The 23,848-nt window shown below is 72.7% G+C and carries 24 protein-coding genes; 5 read left to right on the top strand and 19 right to left on the bottom strand.

Annotated elements, in window-relative coordinates; genetic code table 11:
* Window positions 1–99 precede the first annotated feature (99 nt).
* Window positions 100–1,104, top strand: coding sequence for a LacI family DNA-binding transcriptional regulator (locus tag ACIP98_RS29985; protein WP_401978933.1), 1,005 nt, complete (start codon window positions 100–102; stop codon window positions 1,102–1,104).
* A 10-nt stretch (window positions 1,105–1,114) separates the two neighbouring features.
* Here the strand turns inward: ACIP98_RS29985 and ACIP98_RS29990 are convergent, their stop codons facing one another.
* A complete protein-coding gene (locus ACIP98_RS29990; protein WP_401978934.1) occupies window positions 1,115–1,885 on the bottom strand; it encodes a hypothetical protein in 771 nt (256 codons plus the stop codon).
* Window positions 1,886–1,982: 97 nt separating this feature from the next.
* Window positions 1,983–3,077, bottom strand: coding sequence for an ABC transporter permease (locus tag ACIP98_RS29995; protein ID WP_319659871.1), 1,095 nt, complete (start codon window positions 3,075–3,077; stop codon window positions 1,983–1,985).
* Between the two features lie 68 nt (window positions 3,078–3,145).
* Between ACIP98_RS29995 and ACIP98_RS30000 the strand changes: the two genes are divergently transcribed.
* Complete coding sequence (locus ACIP98_RS30000; protein WP_319659872.1) at window positions 3,146–3,595, top strand: MarR family transcriptional regulator; 450 nt, start codon at window positions 3,146–3,148, stop codon at window positions 3,593–3,595.
* A 269-nt stretch (window positions 3,596–3,864) separates the two neighbouring features.
* On the opposite strand, the gene ACIP98_RS30005 is transcribed toward ACIP98_RS30000, so the two are convergent.
* Both ACIP98_RS30005 and ACIP98_RS30010 read right to left on the bottom strand, forming a co-directional pair.
* On the bottom strand, window positions 3,865–4,563 hold the full coding sequence (locus tag ACIP98_RS30005; RefSeq protein ID WP_319659873.1) for a zf-HC2 domain-containing protein: 699 nt from the start codon (window positions 4,561–4,563) through the stop codon (window positions 3,865–3,867).
* The gene (locus tag ACIP98_RS30010) at window positions 4,560–5,117 is read right to left on the bottom strand and encodes a sigma-70 family RNA polymerase sigma factor (protein ID WP_319659874.1); all 558 of its coding nucleotides are present in this window, start codon (window positions 5,115–5,117) and stop codon (window positions 4,560–4,562) included. The genes ACIP98_RS30005 and ACIP98_RS30010 overlap by 4 nt, the downstream gene beginning before the upstream one ends.
* A 602-nt stretch (window positions 5,118–5,719) precedes the next feature.
* Between ACIP98_RS30010 and ACIP98_RS30015 the strand changes: the two genes are divergently transcribed.
* Together ACIP98_RS30015 and ACIP98_RS30020 are read left to right on the top strand one after the other, a co-directional pair.
* A complete protein-coding gene (locus tag ACIP98_RS30015) occupies window positions 5,720–6,787 on the top strand; it encodes a right-handed parallel beta-helix repeat-containing protein (RefSeq protein WP_319659875.1) in 1,068 nt (355 codons plus the stop codon).
* 2 nt (window positions 6,788–6,789) lie between these two features.
* Window positions 6,790–7,848: a methyltransferase gene (locus ACIP98_RS30020; RefSeq protein ID WP_401978936.1), complete on the top strand. Its 1,059-nt coding sequence runs from the start codon at window positions 6,790–6,792 to the stop codon at window positions 7,846–7,848.
* Between the two features lie 7 nt (window positions 7,849–7,855).
* On the opposite strand, the gene ACIP98_RS30025 is transcribed toward ACIP98_RS30020, so the two are convergent.
* From ACIP98_RS30025 to ACIP98_RS30070, 10 genes are all read right to left on the bottom strand, one after another.
* Window positions 7,856–9,202, bottom strand: coding sequence for an acetyl-CoA carboxylase biotin carboxylase subunit (locus tag ACIP98_RS30025; RefSeq protein ID WP_319659877.1), 1,347 nt, complete (start codon window positions 9,200–9,202; stop codon window positions 7,856–7,858).
* A 5-nt stretch (window positions 9,203–9,207) separates the two neighbouring features.
* Window positions 9,208–9,798 (bottom strand): acetyl-CoA carboxylase biotin carboxyl carrier protein, encoded by a 591-nt coding sequence (locus ACIP98_RS30030; RefSeq protein ID WP_401978938.1) that lies wholly within the window; start codon window positions 9,796–9,798, stop codon window positions 9,208–9,210.
* On the bottom strand, window positions 9,795–11,492 hold the full coding sequence (gene accA, locus ACIP98_RS30035) for a carboxyltransferase subunit alpha (RefSeq protein WP_401978940.1): 1,698 nt from the start codon (window positions 11,490–11,492) through the stop codon (window positions 9,795–9,797). The genes ACIP98_RS30030 and accA overlap by 4 nt, the downstream gene beginning before the upstream one ends.
* A gap of 1 nt (window position 11,493) precedes the next feature.
* Window positions 11,494–11,826 (bottom strand): TcmI family type II polyketide cyclase, encoded by a 333-nt coding sequence (locus tag ACIP98_RS30040; RefSeq protein WP_319659881.1) that lies wholly within the window; start codon window positions 11,824–11,826, stop codon window positions 11,494–11,496.
* A complete protein-coding gene (locus tag ACIP98_RS30045; RefSeq protein WP_319659882.1) occupies window positions 11,823–12,290 on the bottom strand; it encodes an SRPBCC family protein in 468 nt (155 codons plus the stop codon). Before ACIP98_RS30045 ends, ACIP98_RS30040 begins: the two co-directional genes overlap by 4 nt.
* A 3-nt stretch (window positions 12,291–12,293) precedes the next feature.
* Window positions 12,294–12,551, bottom strand: a complete 258-nt coding sequence (locus ACIP98_RS30050) for an acyl carrier protein (protein ID WP_319659883.1) — start codon at window positions 12,549–12,551, stop codon at window positions 12,294–12,296.
* A 32-nt stretch (window positions 12,552–12,583) separates the two neighbouring features.
* Complete coding sequence (locus tag ACIP98_RS30055) at window positions 12,584–13,804, bottom strand: ketosynthase chain-length factor (RefSeq protein WP_319659884.1); 1,221 nt, start codon at window positions 13,802–13,804, stop codon at window positions 12,584–12,586.
* Window positions 13,801–15,069 (bottom strand): beta-ketoacyl-[acyl-carrier-protein] synthase family protein, encoded by a 1,269-nt coding sequence (locus tag ACIP98_RS30060; protein WP_401978942.1) that lies wholly within the window; start codon window positions 15,067–15,069, stop codon window positions 13,801–13,803. The genes ACIP98_RS30055 and ACIP98_RS30060 overlap by 4 nt, the downstream gene beginning before the upstream one ends.
* Window positions 15,066–15,548 carry a cupin domain-containing protein gene (locus ACIP98_RS30065; protein WP_319659886.1) on the bottom strand — a complete coding sequence of 161 codons (483 nt, stop codon included), beginning with the start codon at window positions 15,546–15,548 and terminating at the stop codon, window positions 15,066–15,068. The genes ACIP98_RS30060 and ACIP98_RS30065 overlap by 4 nt, the downstream gene beginning before the upstream one ends.
* A gap of 85 nt (window positions 15,549–15,633) precedes the next feature.
* A complete protein-coding gene (locus ACIP98_RS30070) occupies window positions 15,634–16,746 on the bottom strand; it encodes a SchA/CurD-like domain-containing protein (protein WP_319659887.1) in 1,113 nt (370 codons plus the stop codon).
* Window positions 16,747–16,885: 139 nt separating this feature from the next.
* On the opposite strand from ACIP98_RS30070, the gene ACIP98_RS30075 reads away from it, so the two are divergent.
* Complete coding sequence (locus ACIP98_RS30075; RefSeq protein WP_319659888.1) at window positions 16,886–18,529, top strand: FAD-dependent monooxygenase; 1,644 nt, start codon at window positions 16,886–16,888, stop codon at window positions 18,527–18,529.
* A gap of 115 nt (window positions 18,530–18,644) precedes the next feature.
* Here the strand turns inward: ACIP98_RS30075 and ACIP98_RS30080 are convergent, their stop codons facing one another.
* The 5 genes from ACIP98_RS30080 to ACIP98_RS30100 all read right to left on the bottom strand — a co-directional run bounded on the left by ACIP98_RS30080 (window position 18,645) and on the right by ACIP98_RS30100 (window position 23,756).
* Window positions 18,645–19,328: a hypothetical protein gene (locus tag ACIP98_RS30080; protein WP_401978944.1), complete on the bottom strand. Its 684-nt coding sequence runs from the start codon at window positions 19,326–19,328 to the stop codon at window positions 18,645–18,647.
* A gap of 312 nt (window positions 19,329–19,640) precedes the next feature.
* A complete protein-coding gene (locus tag ACIP98_RS30085) occupies window positions 19,641–20,135 on the bottom strand; it encodes an ATP-binding protein (protein WP_401978946.1) in 495 nt (164 codons plus the stop codon).
* A gap of 254 nt (window positions 20,136–20,389) precedes the next feature.
* On the bottom strand, window positions 20,390–21,157 hold the full coding sequence (locus ACIP98_RS30090; RefSeq protein WP_401978947.1) for an enoyl-CoA hydratase/isomerase family protein: 768 nt from the start codon (window positions 21,155–21,157) through the stop codon (window positions 20,390–20,392).
* A gap of 67 nt (window positions 21,158–21,224) precedes the next feature.
* The gene (locus ACIP98_RS30095) at window positions 21,225–22,409 is read right to left on the bottom strand and encodes an Ig-like domain-containing protein (protein ID WP_401978966.1); all 1,185 of its coding nucleotides are present in this window, start codon (window positions 22,407–22,409) and stop codon (window positions 21,225–21,227) included.
* Between the two features lie 201 nt (window positions 22,410–22,610).
* Entirely contained in the window at window positions 22,611–23,756 is a 1,146-nt protein-coding gene (locus ACIP98_RS30100; protein WP_401978968.1) for an Ig-like domain-containing protein, read from the bottom strand.
* Window positions 23,757–23,848 lie beyond the last annotated feature (92 nt).

Here is a 23,848-nt window from a genome sequence, read left to right on the forward strand (position 1 = left end):
AGCGGGACGGCGCCGGGGACCTTCTTGACGCCGTCGCGCCCCGCGGGGGCATACTCGGCCCCTCGGGCATCGGCGCCCGTGGGCAGCGGGAGGTACGCGATGGTGTCGTCGTCGGGGACGGAGCCCCGGAGGATCACGATCCATGACGTCGCCCGGTCCGCCGGGGTGTCGCGGCAGACCGTGTCGCGGGCGCTGAACGACAAGGACGAGATCGACGGGCTGACCAAGCAGCGGGTGCTGGACGCCGCCCGCGAACTGGGCTACCGGCCCAGCCGGTTCGCCCGGGGGCTGGTCCGGCAGGACACCACGACCATCGGCCTGGTGATCCCGGACCTGCTCAACCCGTTCTTCACCGAGGTCGCCGCCGCGGCGCTGGAGGCGGCACGCGCCCGCGGCTGGCACGTCGTCGTGTACGACACCGGCGACCGCGCCACCGAGGAAGCGGGCACGCTGCAGGTGATCTGCTCGCAAGTGGACGCGGTCGTGGGGTACTTCAACAGCCCGGAGAGCGAACTCGAGCACTTCACCCGGGGCATGCCGGTGGTACTCATCGGCCGTGAGCACCACACCGCGCGGTTCAGCTCGATCCGGGTCGACGGCGAGGCCGGCTTCCACGCGGCGGTCGCGCACCTGGTGGGCCGGGGGCACCGCCGCATCGGCATGCTCGACCACGACGGCCGCGCCGAACCCAGTGTCCGCAGGGCATGGTTCGCGGCGGCCGCCGCGGCCCACGGGCTCGGCACGGACGCGGTCATCGGCTCCGCCCAGTCCGCCGAGGGCGGCGCCGCGGCGCTGCGGACCCTGCTCGGCCGCCATCCCGATGTCACGGCGGTCCTCACCTTCAACGACATCATCGCCATGGGCGCCCTGCGCGAGGCGCGCCGCTCGGGCCGCCAGGTCCCGGGCGACTTCGCCGTGATCGGCTTCGACGGCCTGCAGCTCGGCACGCTCGTCGAACCCGCGCTGTCCAGCGTCGCCCTGGACACCCGGCGGCTGGGCTCGCTCGCCATCGACCAGGCGGCCCGGCTGCTGTCGGGAAGCGAGCCGCTGGCCGCCGAGGAGCTGGTCGTCCGGGCGGAGTTGCTGCTGCGCGACTCCGCGTGACGGGAAACGCTCAGACCACCGCCCACACCCCGGCGCCGATGACCGCCGCGACGTAGACGGCGGTCGCCAGCAGGACCAGCCGGGTCCGCGTCGCCTCGCTCCACCGCGTCCCCGACAGCAGCCGGGCCAGCACGGGCAGGACGAGCACGGCGTGCAGGCTCACCGCGTGCAGGGGCTTGAGCGGGGCCGTGGAGTGGTAGGCGGCCTCCTGGTGGCCGGTACGGGTGAGGTACACACCGCGGGCGATCATGGCGGCGCCGGAGGCCAGGCCGACCAGCAGGATCGCGAAGCCGGAACGCAGGGCCGGGGCCATGCCCGCGGGCCCGGCGGGACGGTGGCGGAAGGCCGCCGCGGCGAAGGCGCCCAGCACGACGACCAGGACACCGCCGCCCACCGCCAGCGTCATGGAGACCGCGGTGTCGAAGCCGGTCTCCATGTCGAGGTGCGAGGGCACCCGCCGCCACGCCTGCAGCGTGATGCCTCCGGTCTCGACGACGCAGTCGGCCGCGAACACCGTGAGCAGGACGGTCCGCCGGCGCTCCGCGACGCGCAGGTACGAGGTGACCCAGGCGACGGCGATCAGGGTCAGCCCGAAGGAGACCCCGAAGGTGACGGGCTTGCGCCAGGACACCGGGCCGTCCCAGGGGCCCCCGTCGACGGCGAGAACCGCCAGGTGGAACAGGCCCGACGCGACCAGGAGCGCGCCGGTCGCGTACGCGCCGCGCTCGGCCGCGCGGGGAGTGCGCGACGCCTGCCGCGGACTGAGGGTGGTGGTCGCCATGGCCCCAGCCTGCCGGGGGTGCCGCGGCCGGTCGTCCTCCGCCCGGAGGCCGGCCGCGTACGCCCCCGGGAGCAGCCGGACGGCAGTGCCGCGGAGGTCAGCGGTGTGCCGCGTGCGCGATTCCCGTGGAGGCCGCCACGCGGTCGAGCAGGTACACCGCCCCGACGCAGACGGCGATCCACACCGAGAGGATGACGACACCGCGGGTGAGGCCGTCGTGGTGGAAGTAGGCGAGCCCGTCGAGCGCGCGGACGCCGACACCCGCCGGCATGACCGAGGCGAGGGGCTCCAGCCAGCCAGGGAGGAAGTCCGGCGGAAGGACGCCGCCGCTGGTGGCGTTGCCCATCACGAGCATGAAGATCGAACCGAGGAGGACGCCGATCGGGCCGAAGGTTCTGATCAGCATGATGGTGGCCGCGGCCACGGCGCCGGCCATGAGCGTGACCACGCCCATGATGCCGAGGAACGAGCCCGGAATCGCGCCGAAGGCGGTGCAGGCGATCAGCGCGGTCGCCACGCCGCCGACGACGGCGAAGAGCGTGAGGCTGAGCATGCGCTGGCCGAACGAGAGTCTCGGCGCCACCTGGTAGGTCACCTGCCCGAACAGGAAACCGGCCAGGACCAGGCCGAACGAGGCGTAGAAGACCGACAGCCCCCTGCTGTCGCCGTCCGACAGGGGGAGGATGTCGACCACCGGGATCTTGTGCCCGTCGCCGTGCGGCACCGCCGCCAGCGGTGCGACCAGGGCGGAGACCGCCGGGCCGTTGGCGCCGGCGTAGACGATCCTGGGCTTGCCGCCGTGGGAGAGGTAGGCCGCGTAGGCCTGGCGGTGTTCGACGGCCTGCCGGGCGGAGGCCTCGTCCGGGTACCGGTCGATCTGGAACGCTTCGGGCGCGAGACGCTGGAGCCGCACGTCGAACAGGGCCGCCGAACTGTCGGAGGCGGCGACCGCGACGGGCAGCCGGTGCGCCGTGGGGGTGTGGAAGGCGGCGAGGAAGACGCTGACGAAGGCGAGGCCGATGATCAGCACCGTGAAGACGGGCTTGACCACCGCCTGCGCCCCGGTCATCCCCGGCCGGGACGGCGGGGCGTCGGTCTGCGGTCCGGGCACATGACGGTGCCGATGGCGCTCCGGCAGGGGATGCTCCCCCTCCAGGGGGTGGGCATCGCGTATGGATACGGTGTCGGACACGGTGGCCGTCCTCCTGCAATATAAGCTGACTTATATAAGCTAACAGACAATACGGAGGGGCGACCGTCATGGCCGTCGGCAACCCGGGCGACCGCTTGGGCTATCTCATCTGGCAGCTCTCCCAGGCGTACATCCAGCGGCTGGAGCAGGCGCTGCGTCCCCTTGGGCTGACCCAGACGCAGTACAGCGCCCTGATGCGGCTGACGCTGGACGGTGCTCTGTCGGGCGCCGAGCTCGCACGCCGCTGCGGGGTCACCGCCCAGTCCATGGGCAGCGCACTGCAGGGGCTGGCCGATCGCGGACTGGTCGAGCGGCACGCGCATCCCACGCACGGCCGGATCATCGAGATCCGGGTCACACCGTCCGGCGCGTTGCTCGCCGAGCAGGGCGAGCAGGCGCTCCTGCCGTGCGAGGAGGAGGCGCTGGCCCCTTTCGAGGACCGCGAGAAGGCGCGGCTCAAGGCCGATCTGCGCCGCATGCTGAGGACACTGAGCCCGCACGCACTGCCGCCCGAGTGACGGCGCTTTCCGCGCCGCGGGAGCGGGGTGCGCTTCCGGCCGCGTCGGCGCGGAGGAACGCGCCGCGACCGACCGGGGCGCGGCCCCGGTCACGCCGGGACGTGGCGGCCCTGAGTGCGGGCTCGGTACGGGCGTGCGCGACCGGCTGCTCGTCGGCGTCGGCGCGCGTACGGGCAGGGCGCATCGGGGTGCGGGACCTCCCCCCGCGGCGTACACCTCGGGAGCGCGGCACCGGCCGCCACGGCGGTACCGCGCTCCCGCACCGGGGGTCAGACCCTGGCGGTCACGTACTCCTTGCCGGCGGCGTTCTCGACGACCACCTCGGAGATGTCGTCCGGGGCCACCGCCGCCGAACCGTCCAGGCTCACACCGCGCTTCTCACCGGCCTCGGGGACCACCCAGCTGCCGGCGATCTCCCGGTGACCGGCCTTGTCGACCACCACCAGCCGGCAGCGCTCCCCCGCGGGGATGCCGCTGACCGACGCGTTGAGCCGGACCCACGCACTGGCCGGGGTCACCTTCACGGTCATCCGGGCGTCGGTGGCCGGGTCGGTGACCGAGGCGACCTTGACGCCGGGCTGCCCGGTGGCCACCGGGGGGCTCGCCACCTCCGACGTCCCGGTGTTCTGCCCGATCACCACACCGCCGAGGATCAGGACCGCCGCGGCGGCCGCCGCCGCCGCACCGGCGGCCGTCCATCGTCGGCGCTGCACCCCCGTGCGCTCGGAGCGCAGCTGCCGCAACGTCCGCTGCAGCAGCAGGTCACCGTCGTCCGGCGGACCGTCGAGGAAGGCCTCCGGTGGGACTTCACCGAGCGCCCGCTCCATCTCGCGGAGCTCGTCGACTTCGGCCTGGCAGCGGTCACAGGCGGCGATGTGCTCCTCTACGGCACGCACCTCCTCGTCGTCGAGCGCACCGAGGACGTAAGCGGTGAGCGTCCCGCTGTCGTGCTCGTGTTCCGTGCTCATGCCGCCACCTCCCGCAGCGCGACCGGCTTCTTGGTGTAGAACTCCCGCAGCGCCTTGAGGGCGTAGTGGGACCGGGACTTGACCGTTCCCGGCGGTATCCCGAGGATCTCCGCCGCCTCGGCGACGGTCTGCCCCCGGAAGTAGATCTGGTAGAGCACGTCCCGGTGGTCGGGCGAGAGCCGGTCGAGGGCCTCCATCACGACCATGGAGTCGACCACGGCCTCGGCGTGGTCGCGCTCGACCGGCGGCGTGGCCGGGGACTCGGCCACCTCCTGCGGGCGGGCGGCCTTCGCGCGGAACCGGTCCGTGATGATGTTGCGGGCCACCGTCAGCAGCCAACCACGCACCGAGCCCTTGCCGTTGACCAGCGCGTCCGGGTGCCGCCACGCGCGGATCAGGGTCTCCTGGACGACGTCCTCGGCCGCGGCGCGATCGCCGGTGAGCCGGGTCGCGTACGCGAGCAGGGCTTTGCCGTGTTCCTCGTAGAGCGCCCGTATGAGCGCCTCGTCACTCGTGCCCTGGCTCTGACGAGTGCGCGACCACAATGCCGCCATCCACTCACTCCGTCCTCTCCCGATCCGTGTCGCAGATCCCTCACGGCGGACACGGGACGGGGCGGGAACGGGTTCACGTGACCCGCACCACATCGGGCGCGGGGCGCGCCCTTGTACCGGGTTGCTTTTCCCCGCCCGCCCTCCCCCAACCTTCGGCCGGGGGTGCCCCCAGCCCTGTGAAGTCAGTGACCCCGGCGCGCGTTGCGGGGTGGGCCGGGTGCGGGGCCTCCGGGGCCGGCCATTCTGGACAGCACATTTAGGTGCCTCCGGCACGATCTGTTGATCACCCCGGGTCATGCATCCACATATGCTCCACAGTCCAGAACACCCACCCTCCCCCAGCCTCCGGCCGGGGGTGCCCCCAACTCCCCCGCCCCCTCGGTTTCGTCATGCGCCTGATCCCCGGTGGGGGGTATGGAGGCGGACCGTGCTCGGGCCACCGTTGGCGCGGCGCCGTCCAAGGGCGCGGCCGTCGGGGAAACCTGGTCCGACCGCGCGCCGCGTCCCCTGATGGCCTGACGGAGTGGCAGGAGGTCATAACAACTCATAACGTACTTTTCCGGGTGGCTGCGCAGGCCGCCAGGAAGGCAGGTGCGGCAGTCATGACACTTCGTCGGGCCCCCGCGGCCGCGGCCGCGGTCGCCACGGCCGCCGTCGTCGTGGGGCTGTGCGGCGCACCCGGGGTCGAGGCCGCGGACGCCCCGCTCCTGGTGCGTCCCGGGGAGTCGATCCAGGCGGCGGTCGACCGCGCGAAGCCGGGCGACATCATCGAGATCGCGCCCGGGACCTACCCGGGGAGCGTCAGCATCACCAAGCCCCGGCTGACCCTGCTGGGCGCCGGGCGCGAGACCGTGATCACGCCCAGCGAGAAGGGCACCGAGAACGCCTGCGCCGCGGCCGGTCACGGCGTCTGCGTCACCGGTACGGAGCAGAGCCCGCTCACCTATGTGCGGTTGCGGTCGCTGACCGTCTCCGGTTTCAGGAAGAACGGCGTCGACGCCACCTGGACCGACCGCATGGAGGTGAACCGGGTCACCGCGCGTGCCAACGGCCAGCAGGGCATCAGCCAGCAGCGGTCGGTGCGCGCCGTGTTCCGCGACAACGTCGCGGAGAACAACGGCGAGTCGGGGATCTTCCTGGCCAACGCGGTGGACGCCGAGGGCGGGGCGCTGGACACCAAGCACACCCTGATCGCCGACAACGAGCTGTCCGGCAACCGGATCGGCCTCGTGCTGCGCCGGGTGCGGACGGTGGACGTCGAGTACAACGACATCACCGCCAACTGCGGCGGCGTCTTCGTCGTCGGCGACGAGGGCGTGCCGCGGGCCGGGTCGCTCACCGTCTCCCGCAACCTGGTGGCGGCCAACAACAAGTTCTGCCCGGCCAACGCCCGCCTGCCGTTCATCCAGGGCGCCGGCATCGTGCTGACCGGCGCCGAGAAGACCCAGGTGACCGACAACCGGGTCGTGGAGAACATCGGCACCTCGCCGATGTCCGGCGGCATCGTGCTCTTCCGCAGCGTGGTGGGCGCCCCCAACACCGGCAACTCCGTCCGTGACAACACCGCCATGGGCAACAGCCCCGCCGACCTGTCCGCCGACGACCAGAGCAAGGACAACGTGTTCAGCGGCAGCACCTGCCGCGTCTCCCAGCCGAAGGGCCTGTGCTGACGATGAGCCTGACCGAGACCACCCCCTCCGACACCACCGGCGCCGCCTCCGCGCAGGGCGCGATGCGCCTGCGCGAGCTCGTCTTCGGCGCGGCCTGCGCCGCCGCCGTCCGGGCCGCGGCCCGGCTCGGTGTCGCCGACGCGCTCGGCGACCAGCCGGCGACCTGCGACGAGCTCGCGGCGGTCGTGGGCGCGGAGCCGCGCCCGCTACGCCGGCTGCTGCGCGCGCTGTCCTCCTACGGGGTCTTCCTGGAGCAGCCGGACGGCCGCTTCACGCACACCGACATGTCGCGGATGCTGCGCAAGGACACCCCCAACAGCCTGCACTACATCGCCCTGTGGTGCACCGAGCCGTGGACGTGGGAGGCCTGGCCGCGGCTGGACGAGGCGGTACGGCACGGCCGCAACATCTTCCCGGACATCTACGGCAAGGAGTTCTTCGACTACCTGCACGACGACGCGCAGGACAGCGCCAAGGTCTTCGACCGGGCCATGACGCATTCCAGCCGCCAGTCCGCACAGGACATCGCCGATCTGCTGGACCTGACCGGCATCTCCTCGGTCGCCGACATCGGCGGCGGCCAGGGCCACGTGCTGGCCGCGCTGCTGGAGAAGCACCCCGAGGTGCACGGTTCGCTGCTCGACCTGCCGAAGGTCGTCGCCGGCGCCGACCCGAGGCTGCGGGAGGGGGGCGAACTGGCCCCCCGCGCACGGCTGCTGCCGGGCGACTGCCGGGTGGAGATCCCGGTCACCGCCGACATGTACATCATCAAGAACATCCTGGAGTGGGACGACGAGAGCACCCGCCGTACGCTGCGCAACGTCGTGGCGGCGGGCCACCCCGGCGCCCGGGTGGTCGTCATCGAGAACCTGGTGGACGACACCACGTCGATGCGGTTCACCACCGCGATGGACCTGATGCTGCTGATGAACGTCGGCGGTCAGAAGCACACCCGGGACAGCCTGACCGGGCTGATGACCGAGGCGGGCCTCGCCGTCGGCGAGGTCACCCCGGTCAACCCCTTCCTGCACGCGATCCACAGCACGATCGGGCGGGTGTGAGTCCGGGTCAGCCGGTCATCTCCCGTACCAGCGACGTGGTGTGACGGCCCGCCCGGAACTCCGGGCGGGCCAGCACCGTGCGCAGGAAGTCCGCCGTGGTGCACACGCCCTCGCCGCGCACTCGCAGCTCCTCCAGGACGCGGTCCATCCGGGCCAGCGCCCGCTCCCGGTCCGGTGCCCAGACCACGGCCTTGGCCAGCAGGGAGTCGTAGTCCGGGCCGATGCGCCAGCCCGGGTAGGCGTGGGTGTCCACCCGGACGAAGGGGCCGCCGGGCGGCACGAACTCGGTGAGCAGCCCGGGGGTGGGGGCGAAGTCGCGGGCCGGGTCCTCGGCGTTGACGCGGCACTCCACGGCCACCCCGCGCGCCACGATGTCCTCCTGGCGCAGCGTCAGCGGGTGGCCCGCGGCGATCAGCAGTTGCTCGCGCACCAGGTCGACGCCGGTGACCATCTCGGTGACCGGGTGCTCCACCTGGAGCCGGCAGTTGACCTCCATCAGGTAGAAGTCGCGCTCCGGGGTGAGGACGAACTCGAAGGTGCCGACGCCCTCGTAGCCGACCGCCACGGCGCCGCGCACGGCGGCGTCGCACATGGCGCCGCGCAGCCGGGCCGGGAGGTCGGGGGCGGGGGTCTCCTCGACGAGCTTTTGGTGGTGGCGCTGGACGGAGCAGTCGCGCTCGCCCAGGTGCACCACCGCGCCGTGCCGGTCGCACACGACCTGCACCTCGACATGGCGGGCCCCGGCGATGTAGCGCTCCAGGTAGAGCCGGTCGTCGCCGAAGACCGCGCGGGCGTGCGCCCGGGTCTCGCGGAAGGCGTCCAGCAGCCGGTCCGGTTCGGTGACGACGGCCATGCCCCGGCCGCCGCCGCCCGCGACGGCCTTGAGGATCACGGGGTAGCCGGCCTGCTGCGCGGCCTCCTTCGCCTCGGCGGGACCGTCCAGCGGCCCGGGGCTGCCGGGCAGTACGGGCAGTCCCGCCTCCGCCATCAGGGCGCGGCAGGCCGCCTTGTCGCCGAGCCGGGCGAGCACCCGCGGTGAGGGGCCGATGAACGTCAGCCCGTTGGTCTCGCAGATCTCCGCGAAGTCCGGGTCCTCGGACAGGAAGCCGTAGCCGGGGTGGACGGCCTGCGCGCCGGTGCGGCGGGCCGCCTCGATGACGGCGGGGATGTTGAGGTAGCTCGCCCGCGCGGGGGGCGGCCCGATGTGCACGGCCTCGTCGGCGAACCGGACGACGGCCGAGTCCCGGTCGGCGGTGGAGTACACCGCGACGGTGCGCAGGCCGAGTTCGCGGCAGGCGCGGGCGACGCGCAGCGCGACCTCGCCGCGGTTGGCCACCAGTACGGTGGAGAACACGGCGTTCACTCCCCTCCGGCGTCCGGTGCGGGCGCGGCGGCTGCCGGCTCCACGGCGATCAGCCGCTGGTCGAACTCCACGGGCTGCGCGTCCCCCACGACGATCTCCACGACCCGCCCGGCGACGTCAGACCCGATCGTGCTCATCATCTTCATGACCTCCAGGACGCCCACCGGCTGACCTGGGACGACGAGGTCGCCGACGCGGACGTAGGGCGCGGCCCCCGGTTCCTGGGCGCGGTAGAAGGTGCCCACGGTGGGGGCGCGGACATAGTGCGGGGTCTCGGCCGGCGGCTCGCCGGGCTCCTCGCCCGGTCGGGCCCCGGCGGTCCGCGATGTGATCCGCGGCGCCGTGCCGCCCGCCTCGGTCCCTTGGCGCTCCCGGGGTTCCGCCCACTCGATCTCGACCGAGGTCTGGCCGTGCCGCAGCCGGATGCGCCGTGGCGGGGTGGGCACCGAGCCGGCCAGTTCGGTCGCGCTGCGGCACACGGCGTCGAGCACCGGGTGCGCCGGTTGCGCGGTGGGGGCCGATCCGTTCAGATTCCTGCCCACGCCGGCGGCGTGGCCGGGCAACTTGTTGTCGCCGTGGAGCGTCATGGTGCTGCCTCCTCCTCCAGTCGTCCGAAACGGTGGAACCGGTGGAACTGGTGGAAACGATCGCGGCGTTCGGCCAGCAGCCGCTCGGGCTCCCGCGTGCGCAGTTCGTCCAGGGCGGCCGAGAGCGCGCCGCCGACATAGGCGGCCGCCGCCGCGTGGTCGCGATGGGCGCCGTCCGGCGGCTCGGGGACGACGCCGTCGACGATGCCGAGCCGCAGCAGGTCGCGGGCGTGCAGCCGCAGCGCGGCCGCGGCGAGGGGCGCGGCCTGCGGGTCCTTCCACAGGATCGCCGCACAGCCCTCGGGGCTGATGACGGAGTAGATGCCGTTGGCGCTGACCAGCACCCGGTCGGCGACGGCCAGCGCGAGGGCGCCGCCGCTGCCGCCCTCGCCGGTGATGACCGCGACCACGGGTACCGGCAGCCGGGACATCAGCCGCAGGTTCTCGGCGATGGCGAGCGCCTGGCCGCCGCTCTCGGCCTCCGGCCCGGGGTCGGCGCCCGGGGTGTCGATCAGGGTGATCACGGGCAGTCCGAGCTTCGCGGCGGTGCGCATGAGGCGGGCGGCCTTGCGGTGGCCGGCCGGGCCGGCCATGCCGAAGTGCCGCCGGCGGCGGCCGTCGAGGGTGGGCCCGCCCTTGTGGTGGCCGATCAGCATGACCCGGTGTCCGTCGAGCAGGCCGGGCCCGCCGATCACGGCCGGGCAGTCGGCGCCGAGCCGGTCGCCGTGCAGTTCGTGGAAGTCCTCCAGCAGGTGCGCCGCGTAGTCGGCGGCGGTCGGCCGACGCGGGTGGCGGGCCAGTCGTACGGCCTCCCAGGCGTCGGGCTCGGGCAGGGCGTCCACGTCGCGGACGACGGGGGCGGGTGCCCGGGGGGCCGCGGGGGGCCGCCGGGCACCGGGCCGCGGGCCGAGCAGCCGGGACAGCGCACCGCGCAGTGCGGCGCGCGGTACGACGTCGTCGACGAGACCGTGCGCGAGCAGGAACTCGGCGGTCTGGAAGCCCTCGGGCAGCTCCCGGCCGGTCGTCTGCTGCACGACCCGCGGTCCGGCGAAACCCAGGCGGGCACCGGGTTCGGCGAGGATGACGTCGGCAAGCGTGGCGTACGAGGCGGCGACGCCGCCGTAGGTCGGATCGGTGACCACGGACAGCACCAGGACACCGGCCTCGTCGAGTTCGGCGAGCACCTGCGCGGTCGCCGCCATCTGCATCAAGGACAGCGCGCCCTCCTGCATCCGGGCCCCGCCCGAGGCGGTGACCAGCAGCAGGGGGACGCGATGGCGCAGGCTGGTACGGGCCGCCAGGGTGATCCGGGCACCCACGCCGAGACCCAGACTGCCGCCCAGGAAGCGGAAGTCCATGACGGCGGCGACCACGGGCCGGCCCCCGATGGTGCCGCGCACGCACACCACGGCCTCGTCCAGGCCGGTGGTCTCCCGGGCGTCCCGCAGCCGCTGCGCGTAGGGCCGGGTGTCGGTGAAGTCCAGGGGGTCGTGCGCAGGCGGCCGCTCGCCACCCTCGGGGACGAGCGGCGCCTGCGAGCCCGGGTCCAGCAGCTGGTCCAGCCGCTGCCGGGCGGTGAGCCGGCCGTGCGCGCCGCATTCGGGGCAGACGCGCAGGGTGCGGGCGTAGCGCTTGGCGTACACGAGCGCCTCGCAGCGTTCGCAGCGCACCCACTCCGGCTCGGTGGTGGCCATGTCAGCCGCTCCGCTCCCAGCGGTAGAACTCCCGGGCCATGGCGTCCTTGGGCTCACGCCAGGTCTCGGGGTTGTACGGCAGCACGAAGGACGACAGCCGCTCGCTGATGTCGCGGAAGGCGGGGTGGTCCTTGTGCCGGGCGACCTCCGGGCCGGGCGGCCGGTCGGCCTCGACCAGGTGCAGGTAGACGTCGCCGAACTGGAAGAGGCTGCGGCCGGTGACCCCGATCAGACCGGGCAGCTCGCCCCGGTCCGAGTCGGCGAAGACCCCGGCCACCTGGTCCTCGGCGCCCGGCTTGATCCGGGCCACGATGAGCGTGCGGTAGGTGCTCATGCGCGCCCCTCGCCGTCCTTGTGGCGCTTGACGACGCGCTCGCGGATCAGCTCCAGCTGCACCTTGGAGTTCTCGTTGATGCGGTTGGTCATCGCCTCGTCGTCCAGCGGCGCGCCGGGCTTCATGGCGAAGTCCTGGACCCAGCGCATCCGGACGCCCCCGGGGGTGTCCTGGTACGACCAGTGGATGTCCATGTACTGGAACGGTCCGGTCTCGACCCGGTGCGCGCGGACCGTGCGCGAGGCGCGGTCCGCGGTGCGCTCGGAGACCCAGCTCCAGACCTGCCCGTTCTCGTCGGGGTGCATCGTCAGACGGAAGACGACCCGGTCGCCGTCGCGCTCGACGATCTCCGCGGAGGCGTACTCGCTGAACAGCTGGGGCCAGTTCTCCACGTCGTTGGTGATGTCCCAGACGAGGTCGAGCGGGGCGGGGATGGTGATCTCGTTCTCGGTGTGCCCGGGCATGAATCAGACTCCTGCCTTGAGTGAGTTGTTGACGACGTCCATGAAGGCGCCGGGGGTCTTGCACGAATCGGCGTCGCCGGCGATCGACGCGCCCCGGTCGTTCTCCAGGGCGCCGACGATTCCCAGCAGGCCGAGCGAGTCCAGGCCGTACTCGGCGAAGGGCGTGTCGGGGTGACCGGCCAGCATGGTCGGTTCCACGGTGATGCCCGCACTGGACTTCATCAGAGCGGCGAGTTCGCCGTACGTGAGTTCCTTGGACATGGAGCTCTCTCCTTGGATGGACGGGACGGGCCTCAAGCCCGGACCACGAGGGCCGAGTTGGAGCCCATGAGGCCGCGGCTGAGGACCAGCGCGGTGCGCAGGTCCGCCGGGCGGGGCCGGCCGGTGACCAGATCGAGGTCGTGGCAGATGTCGGTGACGTTGGGGGTCGGGGGGACCACCTGGTCCCGCAGGGCGAGCACGGCGGCGGCCACGTCGAGCACCGGGGCGCCGCAGTAGGCGCGGCCGGTGCCGGTCTTGGGGGCGGTGACGGGGACGCGGGCGGCCCACGGTCCCAGGGCGTCGCCGAGCGCCAGCACCTCGGCCCGGTCGGCCTCGACGGTGCCGAGCGCGTCGGCGAAGACGACGTCGATGTCCTCGGGCGCGCACTGCGCTTCGGCGAGGGCGTCGCGGATCGCCCTGGCCAGGCCTTCGCGGGACCTGTCCCACTGGGAGGCCCCGGTGAAGGTGGCACCGTGCCCTGCGATGACGGCCCGGGCCTCGGCTCCGCGGCGGGCGGCGTGCTCGGCGTCCTCGACGACGAGCATGGCGCCGCCCTCGGCGGGGGCGAAGCCGCGGGCCCGGTCGGTGAAGGGCAGGTAGGCCCGGTCGGGTTCGGTCTCCAGGCTCAGTTCCCGGTAGCCGAGCTGGCACACGCCCGAGTACGGCGCCAGCGGCGCCTCGGCGGCGCCGACGACGACGGCCCGGGTGCCGGTGCCACGGGTGATGTTGCGGCAGGCGTGCGCGATGGCGTCCAGGCCGCCGGCCTCGTCGCTGGCGACGACGCCGCAGGGACCCTTGAATCCGCCGCGGATGGAGATCTGGCCGGTGCTCGCCGCGTAGAACCACGCGATGGACTGGTAGGGGCCGACGAAGTTAGGTCCCTGTCCCCACAGGTGCTGCAGTTCGCGCTGGCCGAACTCGCCGCCGCCGGAGCAGGCCGCGGTCACCACACCGATGTCGAAGGGGGCGTTCTCGTCCGGGCGCAGGCCGGAGTCGGCCACCGCCTGGTCCGCCGCCGCCATCGCGAAGTGGGTGAACCGGTCGGTCTGGACGGTGTAGCGCTCCTCGACGACCGCGGAGACGTCGAAGCCGCGCACCTCTCCGGCGACGCGCAGCGGAAGGTCCTGGCAGCCCTCGCGGCTGACCGAGTCGAGAACGGCGACGCCCTCCCGGGTCGCCTTCCAGAAGGCGTCCGCACCGATGCCGTTGGGCGCGACCACGCCTATGCCGGTGACCACCGCTCGGCTTCTCATCGCTGGCTACCCTCCGGTCGGTTGAGGACCACCGCGGACTGGAAGCCGCCGAACCCGCTGCCGACGGACAGCACGGTGCGCAGCTTGAGTTCGCGGGCGGTGCGCGGGACGTAGTCCAGGTCGCACTCGGGGTCCGGGGTCTCGTAGTTGGCAGTCGGCGGGACCACGCCGTGGGCGAGGGCGAGGGTGCAGGCGGCGAGTTCGATCGCGCCGATGGCACCGAGGGAGTGGCCCACCATGGACTTGATGGAGCTCATGGGCGTGGAGTAGGCGTGCTCGCCGAGGGAGCGCTTGACCGCGGCGGTCTCGTGGCGGTCGTTCTGCTTGGTGCCGGAGCCGTGGGCGTTGACGTAGTCCACGTCCCGGGGGTCGAGCCGCGCGTGGTCCAGGGCGCGGTCGATGGCCTCGGACATCTCCAGGCCCTCGGTGGTCAGACCGGTCATGTGGTAGGCGTTGCCGTAGGTGGCGTAGCCGCCGATCTCGCAGTAGACGCGGGCCCCGCGGGCCTGGGCGTGCTCCAGGTCCTCCAGGATGAGGACGGCGCCGCCCTCGCCCATGACGAAGCCGTCGCGGCGGGCGTCGAAGGGCCGGGAGGCGTGGGCCGGGTCGTCGTTGTTGGGCGAGGTGGCCTTGATGGCGTCGAAGCAGGCCACCGTGATCGGGGATATCGGGGAGTCCGAGGCGCCGGCGATGACGATGTCGGCGCGTCCCTCCTCGATGGTGTGGAAGGCGTAGCCCACCGCGTCCAGGCCCGAGGTGCAGCCGGTGGAGACGGTCTGCACGGGCCCGCGGGCGCCGTGCCGCTCGGCTATCTCGGAGGCGAGCGCGCTGGGTGCGAACGCCCGGTGGAGATGGGCGCCGGCCTTGGTGTGGTCGACGTCCCAGCGGGCACCGGACGCGCTGACGCGTATGTAGTCGTGTTCGAGCCGGGTGGTGCCGCCGACGGCGGTGCCGAGCGACACCCCGACCCGCCACGGGTCCTCGTCGTCCAGGTCCAGTCCGGCATCGCGCAGCGCCTCGGCGGCCGCGACGAGCGCGAACTGGACGTACCGGTCGGCGCGTTCGGTGTCCTTGGGGCTCAGGCCGCAGGCCGCGGGGTCGAAGTCGACCTCGGCGGCTATGCGGGACCGGAAACCCGTCGCGTCGAAGAGCGTGATCCCGCGGGTCGCCGTACGGCCGGCGGTGAGAAGCTCCCAGAACGCGGGGACCCCGACACCGCCGGGGGCGACGACACCTGCCCCGGTGACCGCCACCCGGCGGGTCATGACGCCGGGCCCTGGTGTGTATCGGACCCGTGAGTGGCCGCGGTGGACCCGGTGGCCTCCGTGACCTCGGTGTCCACGTGGCCGAGTTCGGGCCGCGGGGCGAGCGGGCCGAGGTGGAAGACGAGCCGGGCCTCGGTGCTGCCGACGTTGCGGAACCGGTGCCGGACGTACGGGGGGATCATCAGGCCCTGCTCGGGCCGGAGCGGGCACGGCACCCCGTCGAGGTCGACCTCCAGGGAGCCGCACTCCACGTACACGAACTCCTCGGAGTACGGGTGGTAGTGCTCACCGATCCGCTCGCCGGGCTGCACGAGCGCCACGCCCATGAAACCGCTCGTGGCGCCGACCGCGGTCGGGGTGAGCATCGCCCGCAGGTCACCGCCGCGGCGGCGGTTGGGCGCGGTGTCGCCGAGATTCACGATCGTCGGGGTGAACGGAACGTCCCGGTTGCTCCGGTCGTTCGTCAGCAGGTCATCCATGCTTCTCTCCTCCGGCCGGGCCGGCCCCGGGCGTACCCGGGGCCGGCCGGTACCTGCCGGTTGCGATGGCGGGTGTGGGGGTGGGTCAGGACGCGGGCGCGTTCACGGGGGCTCGCCGGTCGGTGAGCATCCGCATGTCGCACTCGTTGAGGAACCGCTTGAGGCCCAGGTCGCTCGAGACGTCCAGGTCCGGGCCGACGTCCAGCAGTCGGGCGAGCACGCTCGCCTTGTGCCGGCCGGCGGCCCCGACCGCGATCAGGGGCGCCTCCTCGACCGGCATCCGCAGGTCGATGAGTCGGACGACGATGTCCTCGCGCAGGTAGACCGTGCTGCGCGCGAGCGGGCCCTTCGGGTCCTCCACCGCCTGTTCGTCCTGCGCCGCCAGCATCTTGGCGACGGAGGGCCCGCAGCCGTCCTTGGCGGGGTAGAACAGGGCGTGCCGGCGCAGGGTCTCCGGCCGGTCGGCGCCCTTGGCGACGTGGTGCACGGCCGGCAGTGCCGCGCGGGCGAAGAACTCCCGTGCGGAACTGGGGTCGCTGAGGTCGCGGTGTGCCTCGAGGTAGGGGTTGATGGCCTCCTCGACCTCCTGCACCTCCGGCTGCCGCGCCACGTGGCGCAGCGCCCGGATCAGGTCGCCCTCCACCTCCACCGCTCGCACGACACGGTTGCCGTGCATGAACAGCGAGGTGCGGTGCAGCCGCGTGGTCTCGTCGACCTGCGCCTGCGGTGAGGTGTAGCCGGACAGGATGTCGGCGACCGCCGCCTCGCTGCCGGGCTTCACGGTGAAGGTGATGGCGTGGCGGTTCAGCCCGTCGCCGACCCTCGGCACGGACTGCAGGAGACCCGGCTCGTACGAGGTACGGGTCTCCCGCAGCACGCCGAAGCGCAGCGAGCGGGTGTCCTTCACGCAGCCGTGCATCGGCTGCACCATCTCCAGATGGGTCGGGCTGTCCACCCAGGCCAGGAAGTGCAGCGCACTGTCCCACTCACTGGTGATCAGCCATTGCGAGGGATTCTCGATCGACTGGCAAAGCTGGTCGCTGACGTGCCCGGGCACGGCAGCGACATGGCGGCACATTTGGTCATACGCGTCAAGAAACCGCTGCTCGGCACCGTCCTCGACATCCAGCATGAGGACGACGCGCAGGCGAGTGCCATCGAGCGCGGACTGCGAGACCTTTTCGGCCAGGGGTGTCATATTCCACCTCTTTCGAGAGCGAGCAACCCCGAGGTCCGTCGTCCATTGATCGTGCTGTGGTGGCCCAACCGGTGCGAGATATGTGATCCGATTGGGTGATGGGCGCAAATACGCTCCGTTATCGGGCATCAAGGGAGCTATGACTCCACAGGCCGAAGACCGGGTCCCGGTCCTCATCGTGGGGGGCTCCCTCGTCGGGCTCTCCACCTCAGTCTTCCTGGGCCGGCTCGGCGTCCGGCACCTCCTCGTCGAGAAGCACCCGGGAACGTCCATCCACCCCCGCGGCCGCGGCAACAACTTGCGGACCATGGAGGTGTTCCGCACGGCGGGCGCCGAGCAGTTGATCCGGCAGGCCGCCTCCGTACTCGCCGACAACCACGGCATCCTCCAGGCCGAGTCGCTGACCTCGGCCAACGCCGAGTGGCTCTTCCGGAACATCGACCCGGGCGGCCGGCTCGCCGGGATCAGCCCCAGCGGCTGGTGCCTGTGCAGCCAGAACGACCTGGAGCCGGTGCTGCTGAAGTACGCCCGCGACCTGGGCGGCGACCTGGCCTTCAGCACCGAGATGCTCTCCTTCGAGCAGTCCGCCGACGGTGCCGGCGTCACCGCCGAACTGCTCGACCGGGAGACCGGCGCGCGCCGCACGGTGCGCGCGGACTACCTGGTCGCCGCCGACGGCCCGCGCAGTCCCGTGCGCGAGCGGCTGGGGATCGGCCACAGCGGCCGGGGCGACCTGTTCGCCAACATCAGCGCCACGTTCCGGGCCAAGCGCCTGGCCGAGGCCGTCGGCGACCGGCACTTCATCGCCTGCTACCTGACCAACCCCGAGGCCGACGGGGTGCTGCTGCCCGTCGACAACCAGGAGAACTGGGTCTTCCACGCCCCGTGGCACCCCGAACAGGGCGAGAAGATCGAGGACTTCACCGACCAGCGGCTCATCGCCCACATCCGCACCGCGGTGGGCGTGCCCGACCTGGAGATCGAGATCACCGGCCGCGCCCCCTGGCGGGCCGCCGAGCGCGTCGCCGACTCCTACGGCCGCGGCCGGGTGCTGCTCGCCGGCGACTCCGCCCACGAGATGTCCCCGACCGGCGCGTTCGGCTCCAACACCGGCATCCAGGACGCCCACAACCTGGCCTGGAAGCTCGCGGCGGTCGTCGGCGGCTGGGCCGGGCCCGGGCTGCTGGAGACCTACGAGGCGGAGCGCCGCCCGGTCGCGGTGGCGACCAGCGAGCGGGCCTCGGCCCGTTCCGCCGAGCACGCCCACCCCGGGTACGCCCCGCCGGCGGGCGGCGGCCCGCAGAAGGGCGTGCTCGTGGTCGCCCTCGGCTACCGCTACCCCGAGGGCGCCTTCCTCGGCGGCGACCCCGGCCGGTCGGTCGTCCCGGAGGACTTCCGCCCGGTCGCCGAGCCCGGCGGGCGCGCCCCGCACCTGTGGGCGACGGCGCCGGACGGCGAGCGCCGCTCCACGCTGGACCTCTACGAGCGCTCCATGGTGCTGCTCTGCGGTGACGGCGCCGAGGGCCGGGCGTGGCACGACGCCGCCCGCACGGCCGGCGCGCGCCTCGGTGTGCCGCTGGCCGCGTACCGTCTCGGCGGCTCCGCCGAGGCCGACCTGACCCCGGAGGGCGACACGGACTGGGCCGCCCTGCACGGTGTGTCGCCGCGCGGCGCGATCATGGTCCGCCCGGACGGCTTCGTCGCGTGGCGCGCCGAGGACGCCGTGGACGACCCCGAGGCCACCGTGGCCGGGGTGCTGACGACGGTGCTGCGGCGCGGCTGACCGTCCGCCGGACAAGGGCCCCGCGGGGGGCCGGAACCCGTGGTTCCGGCCCCCGCGGGGCCCGCGTTCTTCCCGGGTGCGGTGGCCGGCCGCGGCCGGTCACCGCACCCGCGCGTCAGCCCGTCGAGGCGGGCGTCGACGTCGTGGCCCCGGCCGGGACGCCCGGTTCCGGCACGCCGGTCCAGGCCGGGGCGGGCCAGCCGCGCCAGGGGGCGTAGTCGGGATTGGTCACGCACCGGGCGGTGATCTCGGTCCGGGTCGCGGGGTCCACCGGGCAGCCCTTGACGACGAACTGCCGCGCGATGCCTCCGGGGAAGGCGATGCCCGTCTGCGGCGCGCGCACCGTACGGGTGCCGAGGGTGGCGTTGACGTCGATGCCGCCGGGGGCGTCGATCCAGTAGTGGTAGGCCGCGTCCTGCCGCCGGTAGGCCTCCCGGTCGTACGTGGCGGCCACGTAGGGCGCCGGCTGGTCGCGCTGGGCGTAGGACCGCAGGTCGTACTGGCCGTGGGTGTCGGCCGGGCGCAGGCCCTCCTTGAAGACCACCGCGGGCGACCGGTCGTCGGACCGGTACAGGGCACGGCAGTTGGCGCGCCAGGCGGGCGCGTCCGGGCGCATCCTGGCGAGGTCCACATCGGTCTCCGCCGCAGCGTAGAGCCGGTCGGGAACGAGGGGGCACCACTCGGCGGCGTCGGCAAGCCCGGGGGCGACGGCGTCGGCGGTGGCGCACAGCGGGAGGGCGAGGGCGCCCAGCGGAAGCGCGGCGGCGCTCAGCCGGCGCAGCATACGCAGTGTGGTCATACGATCACGATCACCCCGGTCCGGCCCGGCGCCGGGGATGCTCACCCGTTCGTCGGCGTGTCCGCGCGGCACGGCCGGCCACGCGGGACCCCCGCGCGAAAGAGGCCCCCTGCGCGCCGTTGTTCGGCGGAGTGGGGGCCTCTCATTCGTCATGGAACCAGGGGGTGTGATCCATGACGTCCTGGAACGACCGAGCCGGGTCGATGGGGTCGTTACGCACAACTATACGTCATTCCCCACCCCAGACCTCACGATGTGTGCGTGAGGTGGGCCACTGACCTTGTAAACGCAGGCGTGAAGTTCACTTTGTGTTCAACGGTCCATGACGCGCATTTCGAACCAGGTGGTCTTTCCGCGCGGCAGCAGATCCACGCCCCAGCGGTCGGCGAGCTTGTCCACCAGGAACAGCCCGCGGCCGCTGATGTCCATCTCCCGCACCGGCATCAGACAGGGCAGCGCCCGGGACGGGTCGCGCACCTCGACCCGGATCCAGCCGCGGCGGCGCAGCATGCGCAGGCCGAAGGTGCGGGCTCCGGTGTGCCGGACGGCATTGCCGACGAGCTCGGAGACGAGTAACTCGACCACGTCGTTGAACTGCGGCAGGCCCCACAGCCGCAGCACCGACAGCGCCAGCCGGCGTGCGGTGGCCGCGGACTCCGGGCGCGAGGTGAGCGGCACCTCGCCCTCGGACGGGTTCCCCACCAGATCGAGGGATGCCGCCAGTTCGTCGGCCGCCGCGGGCGGCCGCCCCGCAGCCGGGATCGTCACCCGCTGCGGCTGTTCCGATGCTCCCTGCTGCCCCGCCATGCCCTCATGATGACCGCCCCGAGCGGCGGTTCGGGGCGGATCGGGGGAATTGGCCGGGCGGAATGGGATGTTCCGAGTAGTCGTTTTGACATATGTCAAGGGCAAAAATGGATCTCCCACCATGCCCTTCACCTGCGACGACCGCGTCCTGACGGCGGCCTGTCAACCCATCCGGCGCGGGTCGCCTTAAGGTCTGCTTAAGGTTCCCTTAAGGCGACCGGGCCGGTTCCGAAGGTCACTCAACCGGGTGGGGGCTAAAGGAACTTCGCCTTGCCGGGCCCCTCCTCGACGAAGCTGCGCATGCCCGTCGTGCGGTCCTCGGTGGCGAACAGCCCCGCGAAGAGGTTGCGTTCGATCGTCAGGCCGGTCTCCAGATCGGTCTCCAGGCCGGCGTCGACCGCCTCCTTCGCGGCGCGCAGCGCCAGCGCCGGGCCGCGGGCCAGGCGCTCCGCCCAGGCGCGCGCCTCGGCGTACACCTGCTCGGCGGGGACCACCTTGTCCACCAGACCGATCGTCAGCGCCTCGTCCGCCGGCACCATGCGGCCGGTGAAGATGAGGTCCTTGGCCTTGGACGGCCCGACCAGCCGGGACAGCCGCTGGGTGCCGCCGGCGCCCGGGATCAGGCCGAGCAGGATCTCCGGCTGGCCGAGCTTCGCGTTCTCCCCGGCGATCCGGATGTCGGCGCACAGGGCGAGTTCACAGCCGCCGCCCAGCGCGTAACCCGTCACGGCGGCGACCACCGGCTTGGGGATCCGGGCCACCGCCGTGAAGGAGTCCTGCAGCGCGCGGGCCCGGACGGCCATGGCCTCGTAGTCCATGGCCTGCATTTCCTTGATGTCCGCGCCCGCCGCGAACACCTTCTCGCCGCCCCAGACCACCACGGCCCGGACGTCGTCGCGCCGGGCCGACTCCTCCGCGACCTCGCGGAGCCGGTCCTGCGTCGCGACGTCCAGCGCGTTCATCGGGGGGCGGTCCAGGCGAATGGTGCCGACACCCTCGTCGACCTCAAGATTGACTGTCATGGCCGACGAGGGTATCCGTGAACGCCCGTTTACGCTGCGACGTGCCTCACGGGCACGGCGCCCGCTGTCAGGAGGCGGCGGTCCACTCGCTCCACGGCATGTTCCAGCCGTTGAGCCCGTTCCACCACTGCACCGTCTTGTCCTTGGAGTTCTTCACCTCGACGACGTCCCCGATCATCGAGTTGTCGTAGAACCAGCCCGACGGACTGCTGCTGCTGCCGCCGCGCACGTCCTGCAGACCGACGCAGCCGTGGCTGACGTTGGCGTTGCCGAAGGTGGAGGGGCTCGCCCAGTAGTTGCCGTGGACGAAGGTGCCCGAGGTGGTCAGGCGCTGCGCGTGCGGCACGTCCTTGATGTCGTACTCGCCGCCGAAGCCCACCGTGTCGCCGTTCATACGGGTGACCGGGTAGCGCTCGGTGATGACCATCTTGCCGTTGTACGTGGTCGTTCCCGGACCACCGGAGGTGATCGGTATGGTCCGCAGCAGCCTGCCGTCGCGGTAGACCTTCATGGTGTGCTTCGCCGCGTCGACGATGCTGACCTGGCTGCGGCCCACGGTGTAGTGGACGTCCTTGGACTGGGTGCCGTAGACGCCGTCCGCGCCCTCGACGCCGTTCAGCCGCAGGGACAGCGTGATCTTGGTGCCCTTCGCCCAGTACTTCTCCGGGCGGAAGTCGATGCGCTGGTTGCCGTACCAGTGGCCGGCGACCGGGACGGACGGGCTCGCGGTGACCGCGATGGCCTTCTCGACGGCCTTCTTGTCCTTGATGGGGCGGTTGAAGTTGAGGGAGACCTCCATCCCCGTGCCGATCGTCTGACCGTCCTCCGGGGTGAAGAAGCCGATGAAGGTGTCCTTCGGGGTGACCGTGGTGAAGCTCGCGTGCTTGGCGGACTCGCGTCCCGCGCTGTCCTTGGCTATCGCGTCCACCGTGTACTTGGTCGACGCGCCCAGCGTCTCGGACGGCTCCCATCCGGTGCCGTCGGCGGATATCTCCCCGTCGACCGGTTCGCCCTTGGCCGTCTTCACCACCACCGAGGTCAACTTGCCCTTGCCCGCGGTGATCTTCAGCGCCCCCGTGGTGGCCACGTCGTCCGCGCCGTCCTCCGGCGCGATCGTCACGACGGCCTGCGACTCGGTGGTGTCACCGGTGCCGCCGCTCGCCGACGCCGACGCCCCCGGCTTGGCCTGGTCGCCGCCGTCCTTGCTGTTCCCGCTCGCGCTGCCACCGCAGGCGGTCACCAGCAGCAGCATCGCCCCCGTCGCCAGGGCCAAGGTGGTGCGCTTGGCGCCCGGCGCTCCCTGTATCGCCTTCAACTCTTCTCTCCCCATGCCCGGCCGTGCCCGTGTGAGTCCCCCTCACTCTCGGATCAGCCAACCACAGGAAGGAGGTCCGGCAGGTCCCGGTAATGTCACCGTTCCGTCCCGATCACCGGGCCCTGCCGCAGCGGGTGTTCAGCCGCCGGACCGCCACTGCTGCCAGGACAGGTTCCAGCCGCCCAGCCCGTTGTCCGGGGCGACGGTGCGGTCGTGGGAGTTGACCACCGTGACCATGTCCCCGACGAGCGTGTGGTCGAAGAACCAGCCCGCCGGAGTGGCGTCCCCGCCGCCCTTCACGTCGTACAGGCCGACGCAGCCGTGGCTGGTGTTGGCGGAGCCGAAGGTGCCGGGGGCCGCCCAGTAACTGCCGTGCACGAAGGTGCCGGAGCGGGTCAGGCGCAGGGCGTGCGGGACGTCCGGGATGTCGTACTCGCCGCCGAAACCGACGGTGTCGCCGTTCATCCGGGTCAGCCGCAGCTTCTCGGAGACCACCATGGCGCCGTTGTACGTGGGGTTGTCGGGCGCGCCGGCCGAGATCGGCAGGACGCGGAACACCTGCCCGGCCCGGCGCACCGTCATGGTGTGGGTCGCCGCGTCGACGACGCTGGTCTGGTCCCGGCCGACGGTGAAGCGCACGTCCTTGTGCTGCACCCCGTACACCTCGGGCGCGGCCTCCACGTCGCGCAGCCGCAGCGCGAGGGTGACCTCGGTGCCGGGCTGCCAGCGGTAGCGGGGCCGGAAGTCCAGGCGCTGGTCGCCGAACCAGTGCGGCGCGACGTCGACGGCCGGCTCCGAGGTCACGGAGATCGCCCGCTCGACGGCCGCGCGGTCGGCCACCGGCCGGTTGAAGTCCAGGGACACGATCATGCCGGTGCCCACTGTCTGGCCGTCCTCCGGCGTGAAGTAGCCGACCAGGGTGTTCTGCGGGACGAGGGTGGTGAAGACCGCGTGTTTGGCCGCGCGGCGGCCGTCTCCGTCCACCGCGACCGCGTCCACGGTGTACTTCGCCGACAGCGCCAGCCGGTCGCGGGGCTGCCAGCGGGTGCGGTCGGCGCTGAGCACGCCGTCGATCCCGGTCCCCTCGCCGTCGGCCACCCGCACGGAGCTGAGCCGGCCGTGCTCCGCCTCGACGGTGAACGGATCGTCGGGTCGCACGTCGCGGGCCCCGTCACCCGGCGTGATCCGGATCTGAGCCTGCGACAGCTTCGGAGCGCGGTCCGCGGCGGTACCGCCCTCCCCCGGCGCGAAGCCGAGCCCGCACGCCGTCAGCACCAGACCCATCCATATGGCGGCGGTCGATCCCACCCCCGCGCGCACAGCGCGCCGCACCGCAGTCGTCACGCAGGGTCAACGACCGGGGGGCCGCGGGGAAA

Origin of the sequence: Streptomyces sp. NPDC088354 (genome assembly GCF_044753585.1) — a bacterium.
Lineage (GTDB): Bacteria > Actinomycetota > Actinomycetes > Streptomycetales > Streptomycetaceae > Actinacidiphila.

Coding starts and splice junctions, on each gene's coding strand:
- ACIP98_RS29985 (WP_401978933.1), top strand. CDS start 100: ATGGTGTCGTCGTCGGGGACGGAGCCCCGGAGGATCACGATCCATGAC.
- ACIP98_RS29990 (WP_401978934.1), bottom strand. CDS start 1,885: ATGGCGACCACCACCCTCAGTCCGCGGCAGGCGTCGCGCACTCCCCGC.
- ACIP98_RS30000 (WP_319659872.1), top strand. CDS start 3,146: ATGGCCGTCGGCAACCCGGGCGACCGCTTGGGCTATCTCATCTGGCAG.
- ACIP98_RS30005 (WP_319659873.1), bottom strand. CDS start 4,563: ATGAGCACGGAACACGAGCACGACAGCGGGACGCTCACCGCTTACGTC.
- ACIP98_RS30010 (WP_319659874.1), bottom strand. CDS start 5,117: ATGGCGGCATTGTGGTCGCGCACTCGTCAGAGCCAGGGCACGAGTGAC.
- ACIP98_RS30015 (WP_319659875.1), top strand. CDS start 5,720: ATGACACTTCGTCGGGCCCCCGCGGCCGCGGCCGCGGTCGCCACGGCC.
- ACIP98_RS30020 (WP_401978936.1), top strand. CDS start 6,790: ATGAGCCTGACCGAGACCACCCCCTCCGACACCACCGGCGCCGCCTCC.
- ACIP98_RS30030 (WP_401978938.1), bottom strand. CDS start 9,798: ATGACGCTCCACGGCGACAACAAGTTGCCCGGCCACGCCGCCGGCGTG.
- accA (WP_401978940.1), bottom strand. CDS start 11,492: ATGGCCACCACCGAGCCGGAGTGGGTGCGCTGCGAACGCTGCGAGGCG.
- ACIP98_RS30040 (WP_319659881.1), bottom strand. CDS start 11,826: ATGAGCACCTACCGCACGCTCATCGTGGCCCGGATCAAGCCGGGCGCC.
- ACIP98_RS30045 (WP_319659882.1), bottom strand. CDS start 12,290: ATGCCCGGGCACACCGAGAACGAGATCACCATCCCCGCCCCGCTCGAC.
- ACIP98_RS30050 (WP_319659883.1), bottom strand. CDS start 12,551: ATGTCCAAGGAACTCACGTACGGCGAACTCGCCGCTCTGATGAAGTCC.
- ACIP98_RS30055 (WP_319659884.1), bottom strand. CDS start 13,804: ATGAGAAGCCGAGCGGTGGTCACCGGCATAGGCGTGGTCGCGCCCAAC.
- ACIP98_RS30060 (WP_401978942.1), bottom strand. CDS start 15,069: ATGACCCGCCGGGTGGCGGTCACCGGGGCAGGTGTCGTCGCCCCCGGC.
- ACIP98_RS30065 (WP_319659886.1), bottom strand. CDS start 15,548: ATGGATGACCTGCTGACGAACGACCGGAGCAACCGGGACGTTCCGTTC.
- ACIP98_RS30070 (WP_319659887.1), bottom strand. CDS start 16,746: ATGACACCCCTGGCCGAAAAGGTCTCGCAGTCCGCGCTCGATGGCACT.
- ACIP98_RS30075 (WP_319659888.1), top strand. CDS start 16,886: ATGACTCCACAGGCCGAAGACCGGGTCCCGGTCCTCATCGTGGGGGGC.
- ACIP98_RS30080 (WP_401978944.1), bottom strand. CDS start 19,328: ATGACCACACTGCGTATGCTGCGCCGGCTGAGCGCCGCCGCGCTTCCG.
- ACIP98_RS30085 (WP_401978946.1), bottom strand. CDS start 20,135: ATGGCGGGGCAGCAGGGAGCATCGGAACAGCCGCAGCGGGTGACGATC.
- ACIP98_RS30090 (WP_401978947.1), bottom strand. CDS start 21,157: ATGACAGTCAATCTTGAGGTCGACGAGGGTGTCGGCACCATTCGCCTG.
- ACIP98_RS30095 (WP_401978966.1), bottom strand. CDS start 22,409: ATGCTGCTGCTGGTGACCGCCTGCGGTGGCAGCGCGAGCGGGAACAGC.
- ACIP98_RS30100 (WP_401978968.1), bottom strand. CDS start 23,756: ATGGGTCTGGTGCTGACGGCGTGCGGGCTCGGCTTCGCGCCGGGGGAG.